13 protein-coding genes are annotated in these 13,846 nt (G+C 47.4%); 6 read left to right on the top strand and 7 right to left on the bottom strand.

The features are described 5' to 3' along the window. Positions 1-27 precede the first annotated feature (27 nt). Positions 28-231 carry a hypothetical protein gene (locus FEN17_RS19305; RefSeq protein ID WP_138367040.1) on the bottom strand — a complete coding sequence of 68 codons (204 nt, stop codon included), beginning with the start codon at positions 229-231 and terminating at the stop codon, positions 28-30. 156 nt (positions 232-387) lie between these two features. Between FEN17_RS19305 and FEN17_RS19300 the strand changes: the two genes are divergently transcribed. The 4 genes from FEN17_RS19300 to FEN17_RS19285 all read left to right on the top strand — a co-directional run bounded on the left by FEN17_RS19300 (position 388) and on the right by FEN17_RS19285 (position 4,135). Further along, positions 388-1,803 carry a BamA/TamA family outer membrane protein gene (locus FEN17_RS19300; RefSeq protein ID WP_138367039.1) on the top strand — a complete coding sequence of 472 codons (1,416 nt, stop codon included), beginning with the start codon at positions 388-390 and terminating at the stop codon, positions 1,801-1,803. Positions 1,804-1,920: 117 nt separating this feature from the next. Further along, entirely contained in the window at positions 1,921-2,508 is a 588-nt protein-coding gene (locus FEN17_RS19295) for a hypothetical protein (protein ID WP_138367038.1), read from the top strand. 5 nt (positions 2,509-2,513) lie between these two features. Continuing rightward, positions 2,514-3,221: a peptidylprolyl isomerase gene (locus tag FEN17_RS19290; RefSeq protein ID WP_138367037.1), complete on the top strand. Its 708-nt coding sequence runs from the start codon at positions 2,514-2,516 to the stop codon at positions 3,219-3,221. A gap of 5 nt (positions 3,222-3,226) precedes the next feature. Beyond that, on the top strand, positions 3,227-4,135 hold the full coding sequence (locus FEN17_RS19285; protein WP_138367036.1) for an SDR family oxidoreductase: 909 nt from the start codon (positions 3,227-3,229) through the stop codon (positions 4,133-4,135). On the opposite strand, the gene glgP is transcribed toward FEN17_RS19285, so the two are convergent. From glgP to FEN17_RS19260, 6 genes are all read right to left on the bottom strand, one after another. Continuing rightward, entirely contained in the window at positions 4,132-5,778 is a 1,647-nt protein-coding gene (gene glgP, locus FEN17_RS19280) for an alpha-glucan family phosphorylase (protein WP_138367035.1), read from the bottom strand. The two genes, FEN17_RS19285 and glgP, sit on opposite strands and share 4 nt — an antisense overlap. Before the next feature lie 103 nt (positions 5,779-5,881). Next, complete coding sequence (locus tag FEN17_RS19275) at positions 5,882-7,012, bottom strand: multinuclear nonheme iron-dependent oxidase (RefSeq protein ID WP_138367034.1); 1,131 nt, start codon at positions 7,010-7,012, stop codon at positions 5,882-5,884. 21 nt (positions 7,013-7,033) lie between these two features. Beyond that, positions 7,034-7,192 (bottom strand): chryseobasin-related MNIO class RiPP peptide, encoded by a 159-nt coding sequence (locus tag FEN17_RS28050; protein WP_445438708.1) that lies wholly within the window; start codon positions 7,190-7,192, stop codon positions 7,034-7,036. Between the two features lie 153 nt (positions 7,193-7,345). Then, positions 7,346-8,170, bottom strand: a complete 825-nt coding sequence (locus tag FEN17_RS19270; RefSeq protein WP_138367033.1) for a hypothetical protein — start codon at positions 8,168-8,170, stop codon at positions 7,346-7,348. Between the two features lie 83 nt (positions 8,171-8,253). After that, entirely contained in the window at positions 8,254-8,820 is a 567-nt protein-coding gene (locus tag FEN17_RS19265) for a hypothetical protein (RefSeq protein ID WP_138367032.1), read from the bottom strand. 128 nt (positions 8,821-8,948) lie between these two features. Then, complete coding sequence (locus FEN17_RS19260; protein WP_138367031.1) at positions 8,949-9,713, bottom strand: 3-keto-disaccharide hydrolase; 765 nt, start codon at positions 9,711-9,713, stop codon at positions 8,949-8,951. 233 nt (positions 9,714-9,946) lie between these two features. Here FEN17_RS19260 and FEN17_RS19255 point away from each other — a divergent pair, with 233 nt between their 5' ends. After that, entirely contained in the window at positions 9,947-11,749 is a 1,803-nt protein-coding gene (locus tag FEN17_RS19255; RefSeq protein ID WP_229208896.1) for a 3-keto-alpha-glucoside-1,2-lyase-like domain-containing protein, read from the top strand. A gap of 27 nt (positions 11,750-11,776) precedes the next feature. Further along, positions 11,777-13,729, top strand: coding sequence for a c-type cytochrome (locus FEN17_RS19250; protein ID WP_138367030.1), 1,953 nt, complete (start codon positions 11,777-11,779; stop codon positions 13,727-13,729). Positions 13,730-13,846: the final 117 nt, after the last annotated feature.

Genomic DNA, 13,846 nt, shown 5'->3' with positions numbered 1-13,846 from the left:
TTAGTAGATAAACGGGTTAATGCTTGCTTATAAATCGCCCTTCCCCTGGGGGGATTCGCCATTGGAGTTGTTTTCTTTTAACAATTTGTTAAAATAGATCTCCAAAGCATCGGAGTACTCTTGCTGCTCCTTTTCATTGGTAATGCCTGCCAGCAGCTCAGACAGTTCATCCCCCGAGAGTTTGTTGCTGATCAGCTTGTTGATCAATTTTTCAGCCCGGGAAAGTGACATATAATTAGTTTGGTTTAGTCTGTACAGGATACTTTGGTTGCAGATTAAAGGGCTATCGGCTTATAAATGTTTTTTATTTTCACCATCTTCCGTGAAAAAATCGTTTCGATACGGGGCTTCGGTGGGGCCTTGCTGTAAGAATGAAGTTTCCCAAAAATGAAATGCTATAAAAAGATCTACTTTCTGCTCTTTTTCCTGACAATCGCAGGATATGCCTGCTGCCAGACGGTCGTCACTGACTCAGCGGGACGTATCCTGGTGGGAGAAATTAAAGTGGAAGGTAACCATAAAACCCGCTCGGGCATTATCCTCCGCGAAATGGCGATCAGGCCCGGCGACACATTGAGCCAGGAAGCATTTAAGGAACAACTGGAACTGGACCGCCGCAAAGTTGTCAACACCAATCTTTTTATCACTGTCGATCTCCTGACCCAGGCCAGCGAAGATTCCGTGCATACCGATGTCCGGATTTTGGTCAAAGAGCGCTGGTACCTCATTGTGATGCCGGTTTTCCAGCTCGCCGACCGCAATTTTAATGAATGGTGGTACGAGCGCAAACGCGATCTGTCGCGGACGGTTTACGGGGTTTATATGAGTTATGGCAATGTCACGGGGCGGGCGGACAAGCTGCGGCTCGTGGCGGAATTTGGTTTTATTCCAAAATTTGAGATCGCCTATACATTACCTTATCTGGATAAAGCCAAAAAAACCGGGCTGACCGTCGGCACATCGTATTCTATTAATAAAACAACGGCATTCCGCACCTGGCATGACAAGCTGCAATACCTGAGCAGCGAGGACATTAACCGGCGGCGGTCTATCACGTATGTCAGCCTCACCCGCCGCAACAAATTCTACACCTTTCACACCGCCGATCTGAGGTATAGTTACAGCAAAATTTCGGACACGATTGCCGCGCTGAACCCCAATTATTTATTAAACGGAAACAAAATCCAGAAATATTTTCAGCTGACCTACTCATTCAGCTACGACCGCCGGGACAATGTGCAATATGCGCTGAGCGGGCAGACATTCGGTTTGCAGGCTTCCAAGATCGGCCTTTTGCCATCGGACGATGTGCAGACCATGTACTTTTATGGGCTATACCGGAAATTCATCCCGCTGGGTAAAAAGTGGTTTTTCAACACCGGCGTGCGCGGCAGGATTTCTTTTCCAAAAAGACAACCGTACCTGCAAACCATCGGCCTCGGCTACCGCAATGATCTGGTACGCGGCTACGAACTTTACGTGGTCGACGGGCAGGATTACGGGCTGATCAAGAATGAGTTGAAGTACAAACTTTTTTCCCTGCAAAAAACATTTTCATTTATCCCGATCAGGCAATTCAGCACGGTGCCGCTGGCCGTTTATATCAATTCGTTCGCGGATGCCGGGTACGTCAGAAATCATTATCCCGAATTCAGCAGCACCAGGCTTGGCAACTCCATGCTGTACGGTGCGGGCGCCGGCCTCGACGTTGTCACCTTTTATAATATCGTGGCGCGGTTCAATCTGACGCTCAACGGAAACCGCGAAGGCCGGTTCTTTTTTAACATTGCGCGTGAATTCTGATCATTTTCAAACCCTGGAAATATTCTTAAATTGCATTATGTCTGCTTTTCGTCCCTGCGGCGGCATGACTATTTTATCAAATACGCTACCTGACTGAACGAACATCATTTTACCCGCATGAACGGATTTTATAAGTGGACCTCCGCTCTTTTGATCATGCTCGCCGTGGTGAGCTGCGACACGAAGACCAACGAAAAAACCGAAAAGTCGCCCGACTCAGTGGTGACAGTCCCGCCCGCTACCAACGATCTCAACAGTAACCAATCGGCTTTGCTGACCAAGATCATCGGCGAGCCAAATGAAGGTACCATCATCCGCGGCGTCTCTTTCGGCGACCCTGTGAGCAAGGTCAAGGCGGCCGAAACATTTGATATGTTCGAAGAAACCGCCGACCATTTGGGTTATACTTCGGAAACTACGCAGCTGGAAACCATTGACATTCAGTATTTTTTTACTCCTGATAAAAAGGTCAACAAAATCACCGTCGATGTGTACCTGAACAGCACTGATGCTACCAAACAGCTTTGGAATGCGGGGAAAAAGCATTTTACTGACAGTTATGGCGCACCCAAGGAGGAGGCGAACAAGATCTCCTGGAATAATAAATCTGTGAAAGTCAATATGGAAGATGTTTCCAAAGGCAAGGATTTCGGGCTGAAATTCCAGTTTTTCCCTGCCGATAAAACCGCATTAGCAGCAAATTAAAATCTATGAAAAACAAAAAAACGATTCTCCTAAGTATCTTTTGCCTGATTTCAGTCAGTGTTTTTGCCCAAAAGAAATCTAAGAAAGATGAGGTAGTGACCATCAAGACTGACTTAGGCACCATGCGCTTCATCCTCTTCGATGAAACGCCCAAGCACAAGGCCAACTTCCTCAAACTGGCCGACGAGAAATTTTACGACGGCACACTTTTCCACCGGGTAATCGACGATTTCATGATCCAGGGCGGCGATCCTACTTCCAAAAACGCCAAGCCCGGCGACCGTGTCGGTAATGGTGAAAATGGTTATAAAATACCCGCAGAAATCAGCCCAAAGTTATATCATCAAAAAGGTGCACTGGCTGCGGCGCGTGACAACAATCCGGCCAAAGAATCCAGCGGATGCCAGTTTTACATAGTTGAAGGCAGAAAATGGAGCAAAAACGAGCTCGCAAAACAAGAAGCCCGCGCCGCCAGAAAACTGACCGAAGACCAGAAAAAAGTATATGAAACAATTGGCGGAACACCGCATTTGGATGGTTCCTACACCGTTTTCGGTCAGCTGATCGATGGCATGGAGGTGATCGACAAGATCAATTCTGTTGAAAAAGACGCAAAAGACCGTCCCGAGAAGAATGTGCCTATGAAGGTTTCGGTCAAAAAGATGAAGAAGAAAAAGATCACAAAAAAATACGGCTGGAACTACGCAGCTTAGCATTCTTGAAAAAGCAACGCATACTCATCACCGGTTCAAATGGTCTGCTCGGCCAAAAACTGGTAGAACTGCTCATTCAGCAACCTGACATTGAGACGATTGCCACCGCAGTCGGCGAAAACCGCCTGCCGGTTCAGGAGGGTTACCAGTACCTGCAAATGGACATTACTAACGCGCAGAATGTGGATGAAGTGATCGACGGGATTCGCCCGGACGTGATCATTCACACCGCAGCGATGACCAATGTGGACCAATGTGAACTGGAAAAAGAAGCCTGCTGGAAATTAAATGTGACGGCAGTGGAATACCTCATCGCGGCTTGCAAAAAGTATGATGTGTTTCTGCAACATCTCTCTACCGATTTTATATTCGACGGAACCTCAGGGCCTTACTGCGAGGAAGACGAGCCGAATCCAATCAGTTTTTACGGTTGGAGTAAATATGCTGCTGAAAAAGCCGTAATCAACTCGGGCCTTGATTGGGCTATCACGAGAACCGTACTGGTTTACGGCATCGCGCATGATATGAGCCGAAGTAACATTGTGCTGTGGGTTAAAAAATCACTGGAAGAAGGCCGGGCGATTAAGGTTGTGACGGATCAGTTCAGGACACCCACATTGGCAGAAGACCTGGCGATAGGCTGTTTTTTAATTGCGCAAAAAAGAACAAAAGGCGTTTTCCATATTTCGGGGAAGGATTTTCTGACGCCCCACGAAATGGCACTGATGGCCGCAGCTTATTTCAACCTGGATGCCTCGCTTATCTCCCCTACCGACGCCTCGGCATTCACCCAACCCGCCCGCCGTCCTCCCAGGACTGGCTTCGACCTTACAAAATCGAAACAAATCCTGGGATACGAGCCGCGCAGTTTCACAGAGGGAATCGCGATCCTGGCTGGGCAAATGGGCGTTTAATACAATTTTTCATAATACTCCCGCGCCATACGGTCGGAGTTGAAGTCTACATTGACGTCGTTCATGCTGGCCAGTACCATGCTTTGCCATTTCTCCTGGTCGGCGTAGTAAGTCGGGATTACGGATTTTTCCAGCTTATCATTCAGGTTGTCGCAATCTTCCTTATTGATGTCGCCACTTTTCGCAACTGGCAAAATGAAGGAGTTTTCGTCGTCTTTGGCAAATTCGCAAATCCAGCCGTCGTAAGTTGACAAGTTGAGAGAAGCATTCATCGCGGCCGTCATCCCGCTGGTGCCGGAGGCTTCACGGGTTACAACCGGGGTGTTGAGCCAGATATCCGAACCATCTTTCAGTAACTTGGAAAGTCCCAGTTCGTAGCCGGTCAGTACCGCCATATTGGGAAACAGGTGGCTCAGGTAGAATAAATGGTTGAATGTGTTGATCGCGCCTTCGTCTTTTGGGTAAGGCTTACCGGCCCAGATCACCTGCACAGGCTGGTCCTTGTTATCCATCATTTTGCGGAACCTTTCCATATCCCAAACCAGCATATCCGGCCTTTTGTAAGCCGCAAACCGCCGCGCCCACACAATCGTCAATACGTTCGGATCGAAGATTTTACCGCATTGATCGGCCACGGTTTTGAACAGAATTGCTTTCAGTTCTTTTTTCCTGGCGGCAATTTTGGCATGATCTGCGTTGATACGCGCTTCTTCGAGCTGCTTGTCGACCCAGTAGGTATTGTTCTGTGCATTGGTGATATGCCCGATCGGCGCAATCTTTGGGTGCGCCTTCCACATATCCCGCGATACTTCGCCGTGCAATTTGGAAACCGCATTCGCATTACGGCTCAGGCTTAGCGCCGCCAGCGAGTGATTGAAAATGTTGCCCTGATTCCCGCTGATCTTCCGTACTGTTTCAAGATTTAGTCCCGAGAAAAAGCCCAGATTTTCCAGAAAATGAATTTCATGTTTTTCATTTCCAGCTTCCTCCGGTGTATGCGTTGTGAAAACCACACGCTTTTTGACCTCATCTACCGTCTTGTACTTTTTATAAAGCTGGAAAACCGCCGATACTGCGTGCGCTTCATTGAAATGATACACTTCGGGCTCATATTTCAATTCTTCCAAAAGTCGTGCGCCGCCGATGCCCAGCACCATACATTGCGCCACTTTATAAGATACATCCGCGTCGTAGAGTGAATAGGAAATCGCACGCGTTTCTTCGTCATTTCCATCGGTATCGGTGGTCAGCAAAAACAGTGGCGCAGACTGGAAGACATTAGGCGCCAGGTAGTAAGCCGCAATCCAAACGTCCTGTCCCATGATCGGAACCTGGAAGCGTATACCTGTATCCGTTAAGAAAGAATACATTTTTTCACGGAACTCGGGCTCCATACTTCCGTCTCGTTTCCGGCTCTGATCGTAATATCCGTATTTCCAGAGCATACCAATCCCGATAAGGTTTTGGTTGAGCGCATATACGCTCCGCATGTGCGAGCCGGCGAGGAAGCCGAGGCCGCCGGAATAGATTTTCAACGCCTGGTCGACGGCGAATTCCATGGAAAAGTAGGCAACTGATTTCTTGTATTGGTTATCCGGAGTGAATGGATGTTTGTAAGGAATCGAAAAATTAGATTGTGACATCAGGGAGTGATTAGATGAAAGTTTTGATTCTTACCTGAGGCGGCTATAAAATTGTGCCATTCTCTGCCCTGAAATTTACTGATTCACAATCACTTTTATCACATTAAAAACCGTTTTTCCATTTCCGCGCAATGGCGATTGCTGTTTCAAGCATGACCGGTTCCCAGTTTTCGACACGCCAGTCCGAGTTGGCCAAGGTTGAATTTTGGAGCATTTTGAAAGCCTCAAAGCTATCTGCAGCATTTTCAAGAATGTCCGAAAGTTGTTTTTGCTGCCGGTACAAATGCGGGTCTTCCGGTGGAATTGGGCTGAGTGGGGAGAAATACTTTGTCACAAAATCAGAAACTGATTGAGCGGATTTTGTGCCGGGATGCTGAATGATCGCCTGCATTTTCAGGAAGTCATTTCTGAATGTTTCCTGCTGGTCGGAAGTTTCCAAAGCCGCGCCCAACTGCTCTAAAACTACATATTTAAGGTTTTTGCATTGTGGAATCGCCAGTTTAAGATATTCAAAAACTTCCTCAGGCACCGATTCATCATGCGTATCACGCCTCACTATTTTCTCAAAACCTGACAACTGATCGTCCCAGCTTCCGCCTGAGATATGAATTTCCCGCACCCTGTCCAGCGGGTAGAGCCGCATCATTTGGTCAAAAGGAATGTTGAAATTATGGCTCTGACAATAAAGGTTATGCAGGTCGAGAATAATAAAACCATTCACTTCCTCCACCAGCGCATCCAGAAATTCTCCATGTCTTTTCACCTCTTCCAGAGAATATGAAAATGCCAGGTTTTCCAGCCCGACCGGACATTGACATGCGTCCTGGATTCTGCGAAGCCGGTCGCGGCCGATAGTTAATGTGGAATTGGTAAACGGAATGCCGATGGGCGCGCCTTTGTGGAAATCGTCACCGGTCAGGAACCCAAAGTGTTCCGATACATGGTCAAAATGAAAATCCCCAGATAACTTCCGCAGCTTTTCCAGCCACTGCTGCTGCTCGGGCGACCATTTCCCCGAAAAAAGTGAGAAATACACCCCGTGACCCACCAGCCGGTTGTTTTCGCTGAATTCATGGACCAGGTCGGTAAACCAGCCCGGAATTTCCTGCCATTTAAAAAGGGCATCGAATGACCATTCAATGCCCTCTATTTTGCCCTCCTCAAAAAGCGGAAGGGACGCCTGCAAAATCGGAATGTCCAGGTTGCAGGCTACGGAAGCGTAAATTTCTGACATATCCTGCTCGGAATAAACACATTAACCCATTCCACAGCCAGGGCATGGATCCACTTTTTGCCTCAATTTCTTCTCTGAGTTTGGCTTGATAATGTTGTCGACACAGGCTGTCGTAGAGACCAGTGTCGTAAGCGCCACGGCAACAGCAACGCTTTGCAGCACGGATTTAGAGATTTTCATGAACGGAATGTTAAGGATGAAATGAAATACTTTGTCAGGATAAAAAGCAGGTCTTTTTAGTTGTAACCAAATGCTATTTTTTTTAATCCTTCCAAGAACCAACAATGCCCGGCTCCATAACGAAACCGGGCATTATCCACATTATTTTTCCTCTTACTTCCCGAATAACCGCGCCCAGAAGCCTTTCGCCTTGGTTTGGGTCTCGACAATTTTTTCAGATGCTTTTACTTTCGCTTCTTCAAATTCCTCCGCAGCTTTCGCTTTCAGTTCCGCAGCTTTGATTTTGGCTTCCTCCATTTTTTCCGCGGCGATCACTTTTGCCTCTTCAAATGCTTCCGTTGCGTCCTCTTTCAGATCCTCAAATTTATCCGCAGCCGCCACTTTCAAGTCTTCAAACTTGTCGGCAGCCGTTTCATTCATGTCCTCAAATTTGTCAGAAAAAGATTCTTTCGCTTCCTCTGCTTTGTCCGTAACAACTTCCTTCGCTTCCTCCGCTTTGTCGGTAACTACTTCCTGCACATCCGCTGCTTTGGCAGCTGCTTCCTCTTTAATGTTGGCCACGATTTCCTTTGCTTCTGCTGCCTTATCTTCCGCGGCTGCTTTCACATCTTCTACTTTTTCCTCAGCTTCCACTTCCAGCTCATCCACTTTTTCGGAGATATTGGCCTCTATTTCAAGGGCTTCGTCTTTTGTTTCGTCTGCTTTTTCCTCTGCCTGGGCTTTCAGGTCGTCCAAAGTTTCGTAGGCTTCGGTTTTGATACCATCGGCGGTTTCTCCCGCCTCTTCCAGTTTTTCCTCGGCCACTGCATCGGCTGTTTCCCATTTTTCTTCTGCTGTCTCCTTCGCCTCATCCTTGATTTCGAGCACTTCTTCCACTACTTCGTCTTTTGCTTCCGCGGTGGTGGCTTTCAGTTCTTCCGTTTTTTGCTCCAATGGTTTGTTTGATTCCTCGGGAGTTAATTGGTCATTTTCTGGCATGGGGCATGAGGTTTAAGGTTCGAAAAAAGGAAATACACGATTTCGAAAGCTACAAAGGAGTTGGCAACGTTGCAAACCCAACTTCACTCTAACCTTCTAATCATCAAATTTTTAACTAATTCATAAAATGGCTCCGGCTGCAATGTACGCCAATTGTTGAGATGCAGCGTCCCGCCAAAATTGATATAATAATCGAGCCGGAATTTCTGCCACTGCTCCTCCACATGCTCCCGGAAACTCACCGCCGCGATCCACCCGTCCTCAATGTCGTCGAACCACTCGGCGTAGTAGTCGTCTTCACCACCATGAAAATCCAGCACATTCTCGCCCAGCAAAATGAATTTATTGATCCCCTGCTCCACAAGCGGATCGATCACCTGGCGTTTGAAAAACATAATGTCATTGTGCAGGGTATCATTCCACTCGCCAAACATTTCAATAATCACAAACCGCTTGTTGTAGTCAGCAAATAAAATCTTCACATACAGCGTCTCCGAGCCGATTTCGTCCCAGAGCGGGTGAATGTAGTATCCGTAAATCGCGTTTTCGTAATAATCCAGATTGTAAGTCCGGCCGAAAAACGGGGAACGTTCGTCGTGGCTGGCTACGTAATGTTTTTCCCAATTATAATAGGGTTCAATCTCCTGCATGACAATAATTCGTTATCGGGAATTTTGGAATAGAAAAGTATATCCTGAAAACAGAAAAGGCTTAAACGATGTTTCAAACCGTTTAAGCCTTTTAAAATTATTATACCTGAAAAACCGGCTCTTGAAGCTTACAACTCGCGGATCCAGATGTTTCTGAAACTGGTCGTGTTGTTGTGGTCCTGCAATTTGATCGGGCCCGGTCCGTGTGGCTGGATCATCGGCTGACCAACATAAGGCGTAGTTCCCTGGATCATGGTGTGGTTTTGAACCAAAACACCATTGTGGATCACGGTAATGTATGGCGGGATCAGCATTTGTCCGTCTTTGTTGAAATGCGGCGCCGTGTACACCACGTCATAAACCTGCCACTCGCCTGGTCCTACCGAAGCATTCACCAGCGGCATCGTTTGTTTGTAGATCGAAGCTGCCTGTCCGTTGGAATAAGTCAGATTATTATAGCTGTCGAGTACCTGCAACTCATACAATCCCTGCATAAAAATACCGCTGTTTCCACGTCCCTGGCTACTGCCTTCTACTTTGGCTGGCGTACGAAATTCAATGTGCAGCTGGTAATTTTCAAAGTTTTGTTTCGTTTGAATGTCTCCCGATTTCGGTGCTACGGTAATCGCATTGTCCGCAACTGTCCAGGGCGCGGCCGATTTTCCGTCTTTTCCGGAAACCCACGCATCCAGGTTTTTACCGTCGAATAAAACGATCGCATCGGAAGGAGCTGTGAAGCCTGAAAGGGCAGGAGTGATTTTACCTGGCGTTACGACGCGGGGAACCGGGCTCCATAATTCGCTCGATTCAGGGGTTTGCTTGGCAGGTTGCAATTGCGCATAAGCTCCAAAGGCAGACGCCAGGCCGAACGCGGTAAGCATTAATTTTTTCATTTTTGAAAAGTTACTGTTTAGTCTAATAAACCATTGAAATAATATCAAAACGCAACATTAATTAAAAAGCATTAACAAATGCGTTTCTCATCTAATTAAATGTGGATTCTTATCACGTAATTTGCGCCGCCTCGTCATAGGGTTCTACCGGCGCCGGCAAACATGTAAAACCGACCAAGCTTAATCCAAGTATGTTTAAAATCAAGAGTACTTTGTTGCAACTCGCTTGTGGCATGGCAGCTGTTTTTGTGCAGTCCGTCTACGCCCAGCAGCCGATCCCTCTTAACGACCTCAGTGCATTCACTACCAAATCCGACAACTGGAAAATTGTAGGTAATGCAACAGCCGACATTTCCAAAGAAAACGCATTGATCACCACGCCGGGAAAAGGCGTCCTGGCGTGTATCCATGAAAAAGGAAAATATGGTAACGACTACGAGCTGATCTCCAAATTCAAACATGGCGATCTGGACATTGAGCTGGATTTTATGCTGACAAAAGGTTCTAACTCGGGAATCTATCTGCAAGGAAACTACGAAGTACAGCTATTTGATTCATGGGGTAAAAAAACGGCTAAGTACAATGATAACGGCGGTATCTACGAACGCTGGAATGATGCCAAGCCGGAAGGTGAAAAAGGTTACGAAGGTTATGCGCCACGTTATAATGTAGCCAAAGCGCCAGGTTTATGGCAAAATATCAAGATCTCTTACCAGGCTCCCCGCTTCGACGCAAATGGAAAGAAAATCTCTAATGCCGTTTTTCTGTCAATCGTTTTGAATGGGGTTACCATTCATGAAAACGTGGAAGTAAGCGGCCCCACCCGCGGCGCACTTTCGGAAGATGTAGCAATGGGCCCGATCCGTATCCAGGGTGACCACGGTTCGCTGGCGATTAAGAACATCATGATCAACAACTTCGACCAGAAGCCAGGTACATTATCCGAGCTGAACTACAAAACGTACTACGGTGGTTTGTCCGAAACCGAAGACCTCTCGAAGCTGACGCCCGCTGAAACCGGCAAAGCGGAAAGTTTGAGCTGGGAAGTTTTGAAAGAAAACAATAACTACTCCTATGTATATACCGGCCGCTACAATGCGCCTACTGCCGGTGATTATAATTTCAAATTGCAGGCATCAGGCAATTCTTACCTGAAAGTGGACGGAAAATTCGTGATCGATGCGCAGTGGAAAAGCAATACCGATATCCGTGAGGGAAAAGTGAACCTGAAAGCAGGCGACCATACCGTTGAAATTTTTAACAATAAAAGAGACGGCTGGATGCGTCCGGTGCTCGGTCTTTGGGTAAGTGGCCCTGGTTTCCGCGAGGTAGCTTATCATTCCAAAAGCTCGGCGATGGCTTCCGGCAATACCGATCCGATCCTGATCAATGCGGGTACCAATACGATCATTCGCAGTTTTATGGATTTCAAAAAAGACGAAAAAGCGAAAAGAACGCGCGTGGTGCATGCAGTTTCGGTGGGCAGCCCTACCAACCTGCATTATACCTATGATCTGGACAAAGGAAACATTCTGCAGGTATGGCGCGGCGAATTCCTCGATGCGACTCCAATGTGGCACGATCGCGGCGACGGATCTTCCCGCCCGCGCGGCAGCGTGACGCTCCTGGGCGACGATATGTTGCTCGGCAAGGCAGAAGGAAAATCGAAATGGGCAACAGACACGACCGGCAGTAGCTACCGTCCAAAAGGTTATGTACTGGATGACACGGATGTACCGACATTCCAGTACCAGGCTTTCGGCTCGACGGTAACGGATTATATTTCAGTGGTTAATAACCAGTATTTCGAAAGAATTGTGAAAGTGGACAAGCCTGCAAAAGGTTTGATGGCAAGACTGGCTGACGGTGCTACGATCGAGAAAATTTCGGATGGCTTGTATGCGGTGAACAATAAATCGTACTACATCCAGCTCGCTGATAAAAGTATTAAACCCGAGATCAGAAATGCGGACGGTGCGCAGGAATTGCTGGTTCCGGTAGGAAGCGGCGAAGTGAAATATTCCATCCTATTCTGATTTAACCCCATTATATCTTTATAAATAATGAAAAGATTCATTCAAATAACACTCACCCTTTTGGTTACGCTCACGACATTGAGAGCGCAGGAGTCGCCGAAAGAAGAAGATTTTTATAAAATCATTACCCCGCCAATCCCGGAGGGCATTATCCTGGAAGTGGGTGGTTTGACGACCATGCCTAATGGTTCGCTGGCGCTGTCGACACGCCGCGGGGAAGTCTGGATCGTGGATAACCCGACCAGCCGCACGCCATATTTCCGCAAATTTGCGACGGGCCTGCACGAAATCCTGGGACTTGCCTACAAAGAAGGTGCATTGTACTGCGCACAACGCGGCGAGCTGACCAAGCTGGTCGACAAAAATGGTGACGGCAAAGCGGATGTTTACGAAACGGTGTACGCCTGGCCACTTTCCGGTCACTACCACGAATATTCCTTCGGGCCGAAACTGGCGCCGGACGGTAGCTTTTTCGTGAGTGGTAACGTAGCATTTGGTGATGAAGAATGGTGGAGAGGCGAAAGCCGCGTGCCTGGTCGTGGCTGGATTTTCCACATTACCAACGATGGCAAGTATGAGCCCTGGGCAACCGGTGTGCGTTCCCCGGCGGGTATCAGTATGTTGAATGGTGAATTGTTTTATACCGATAACCAGGGCGATTGGATGGGTACCGGTGGTATTTTCCAGGTTAAAAAAGGTGGCTTCATGGGCCATCCGGCTGGTTTGAAATGGGCTGGTTTGCCAAATTCACCGGTTAAGCTGACTGAAAAACAATTTTTCGCTGAGCGCGATAACCGCCAGGAAAAAGATGCAAAAGGTGCTGCCATCAAGCCTGAAAATACCAGAAATGAAGAGCCGCAATTTTTATATCAGTTGAAACAGAAGTATGATATGGTGCAGCTGCCAGCAGTTTGGTTGCCTTATGGTGTGCACGGTGTTTCGACTTCGGAGTTGATTTTGGACAACACAAACGGAAATTTCGGACCATTTACCGGCCAGGTTTTCGTGGGTGACCAGGGACAAAGCAACATTATGCGTATTGTTCTGGAAAAAGTGAAAGGTGAGTACCAGGGCGCTAGTATTGGTTTCCGCAGCGGATTCCAGTCGGGTGTTTTGAGAATGGCATTTGATAAGGACGGGTCCATGTTCGTAGGTGAAACCAACCGTGGCTGGGGCTCGGCGGGTGATGCCAACCAGGGCTTGCAGCGTCTGGTTTGGAATGGCAAAATGCCATTTGAAATGTATACAGTAAAGGCACAGCCGGATGGTTTTGAAATTGAATTCACGATGCCGGTGGACCGCAAATCAGCCGAAAATCTTGATTCTTATAAGGTTAGCAGCTATATCTACAAACATTACCCGGTTTACGGCAGCCCGCAGATCAATCTGGAAGATGTGAAAATCACTGGTGTAAAAGTTTCTGATGATAACAAGAAAGTGCGAATCGTGCTGGATAAGATGAAGCAATATTATGTGCACAAAATCCAGCTGGAAGGTGTGCGCGCGGCTTCAAACAGCTGGTCACTGGTTCACCCCGATGCTTATTATACCCTGAACAACATTCCTGACGGTGAGAAGCTGAAAGTCTCGGAGTTGAAGACGACAAGATCGGGTGCTGCAAGTACAGGTACCGCTTCCACTTCTGGAAATGCTGCTGCTGACAAAGAGCACGTATCGCCGGACGGAAAAGGAAAACCAGTTGCTGCGGTGGCTGGCAAAACGCCAACCTGGGCAGAAGTAAAGCCGATTTTGGAAAAAAACACGTGTCTCGCCTGCCATACCATCGACAAGAAAGTGGTAGGTCCGTCTTACCAGGATGTTGCAAAACGTAAGTATTCGAATGAAAAAATCGTTGAGCTGATTTACGCACCAAAACCTGAAAACTGGCCGGATTACGCAACTCCGATGCCTCCAATGCCGCAGGTGAGCAAAGCCGATGCAGCGAAAATTGCTTCGTGGATTAATTCTCTTGCAAAATAATTTATCCCTGAGAATCAGGAACATTCAATGCTTTGAAAAGACTGCCTTTATCCAAAGAGGCAGTCTTTTTCGTTTGTACGACAGGATAACACTTTCTGATTTTATACATTATATTCA

This window comes from Dyadobacter luticola (genome assembly GCF_005860805.1).
GTDB lineage: Bacteria > Bacteroidota > Bacteroidia > Cytophagales > Spirosomataceae > Dyadobacter > Dyadobacter luticola.
Note: the sequence above shows the minus strand (reverse complement) of the source record. Positions and strands in the feature narration are given on the sequence as shown.

Coding starts and splice junctions, on each gene's coding strand:
- FEN17_RS19305 (WP_138367040.1), bottom strand. CDS start 231: ATGTCACTTTCCCGGGCTGAAAAATTGATCAACAAGCTGATCAGCAAC.
- FEN17_RS19300 (WP_138367039.1), top strand. CDS start 388: ATGAAATGCTATAAAAAGATCTACTTTCTGCTCTTTTTCCTGACAATC.
- FEN17_RS19295 (WP_138367038.1), top strand. CDS start 1,921: ATGAACGGATTTTATAAGTGGACCTCCGCTCTTTTGATCATGCTCGCC.
- FEN17_RS19290 (WP_138367037.1), top strand. CDS start 2,514: ATGAAAAACAAAAAAACGATTCTCCTAAGTATCTTTTGCCTGATTTCA.
- glgP (WP_138367035.1), bottom strand. CDS start 5,778: ATGTCACAATCTAATTTTTCGATTCCTTACAAACATCCATTCACTCCG.
- FEN17_RS19275 (WP_138367034.1), bottom strand. CDS start 7,012: ATGTCAGAAATTTACGCTTCCGTAGCCTGCAACCTGGACATTCCGATT.
- FEN17_RS28050 (WP_445438708.1), bottom strand. CDS start 7,192: ATGAAAATCTCTAAATCCGTGCTGCAAAGCGTTGCTGTTGCCGTGGCG.
- FEN17_RS19270 (WP_138367033.1), bottom strand. CDS start 8,170: ATGCCAGAAAATGACCAATTAACTCCCGAGGAATCAAACAAACCATTG.
- FEN17_RS19265 (WP_138367032.1), bottom strand. CDS start 8,820: ATGCAGGAGATTGAACCCTATTATAATTGGGAAAAACATTACGTAGCC.
- FEN17_RS19260 (WP_138367031.1), bottom strand. CDS start 9,713: ATGAAAAAATTAATGCTTACCGCGTTCGGCCTGGCGTCTGCCTTTGGA.
- FEN17_RS19255 (WP_229208896.1), top strand. CDS start 9,947: ATGGCAGCTGTTTTTGTGCAGTCCGTCTACGCCCAGCAGCCGATCCCT.
- FEN17_RS19250 (WP_138367030.1), top strand. CDS start 11,777: ATGAAAAGATTCATTCAAATAACACTCACCCTTTTGGTTACGCTCACG.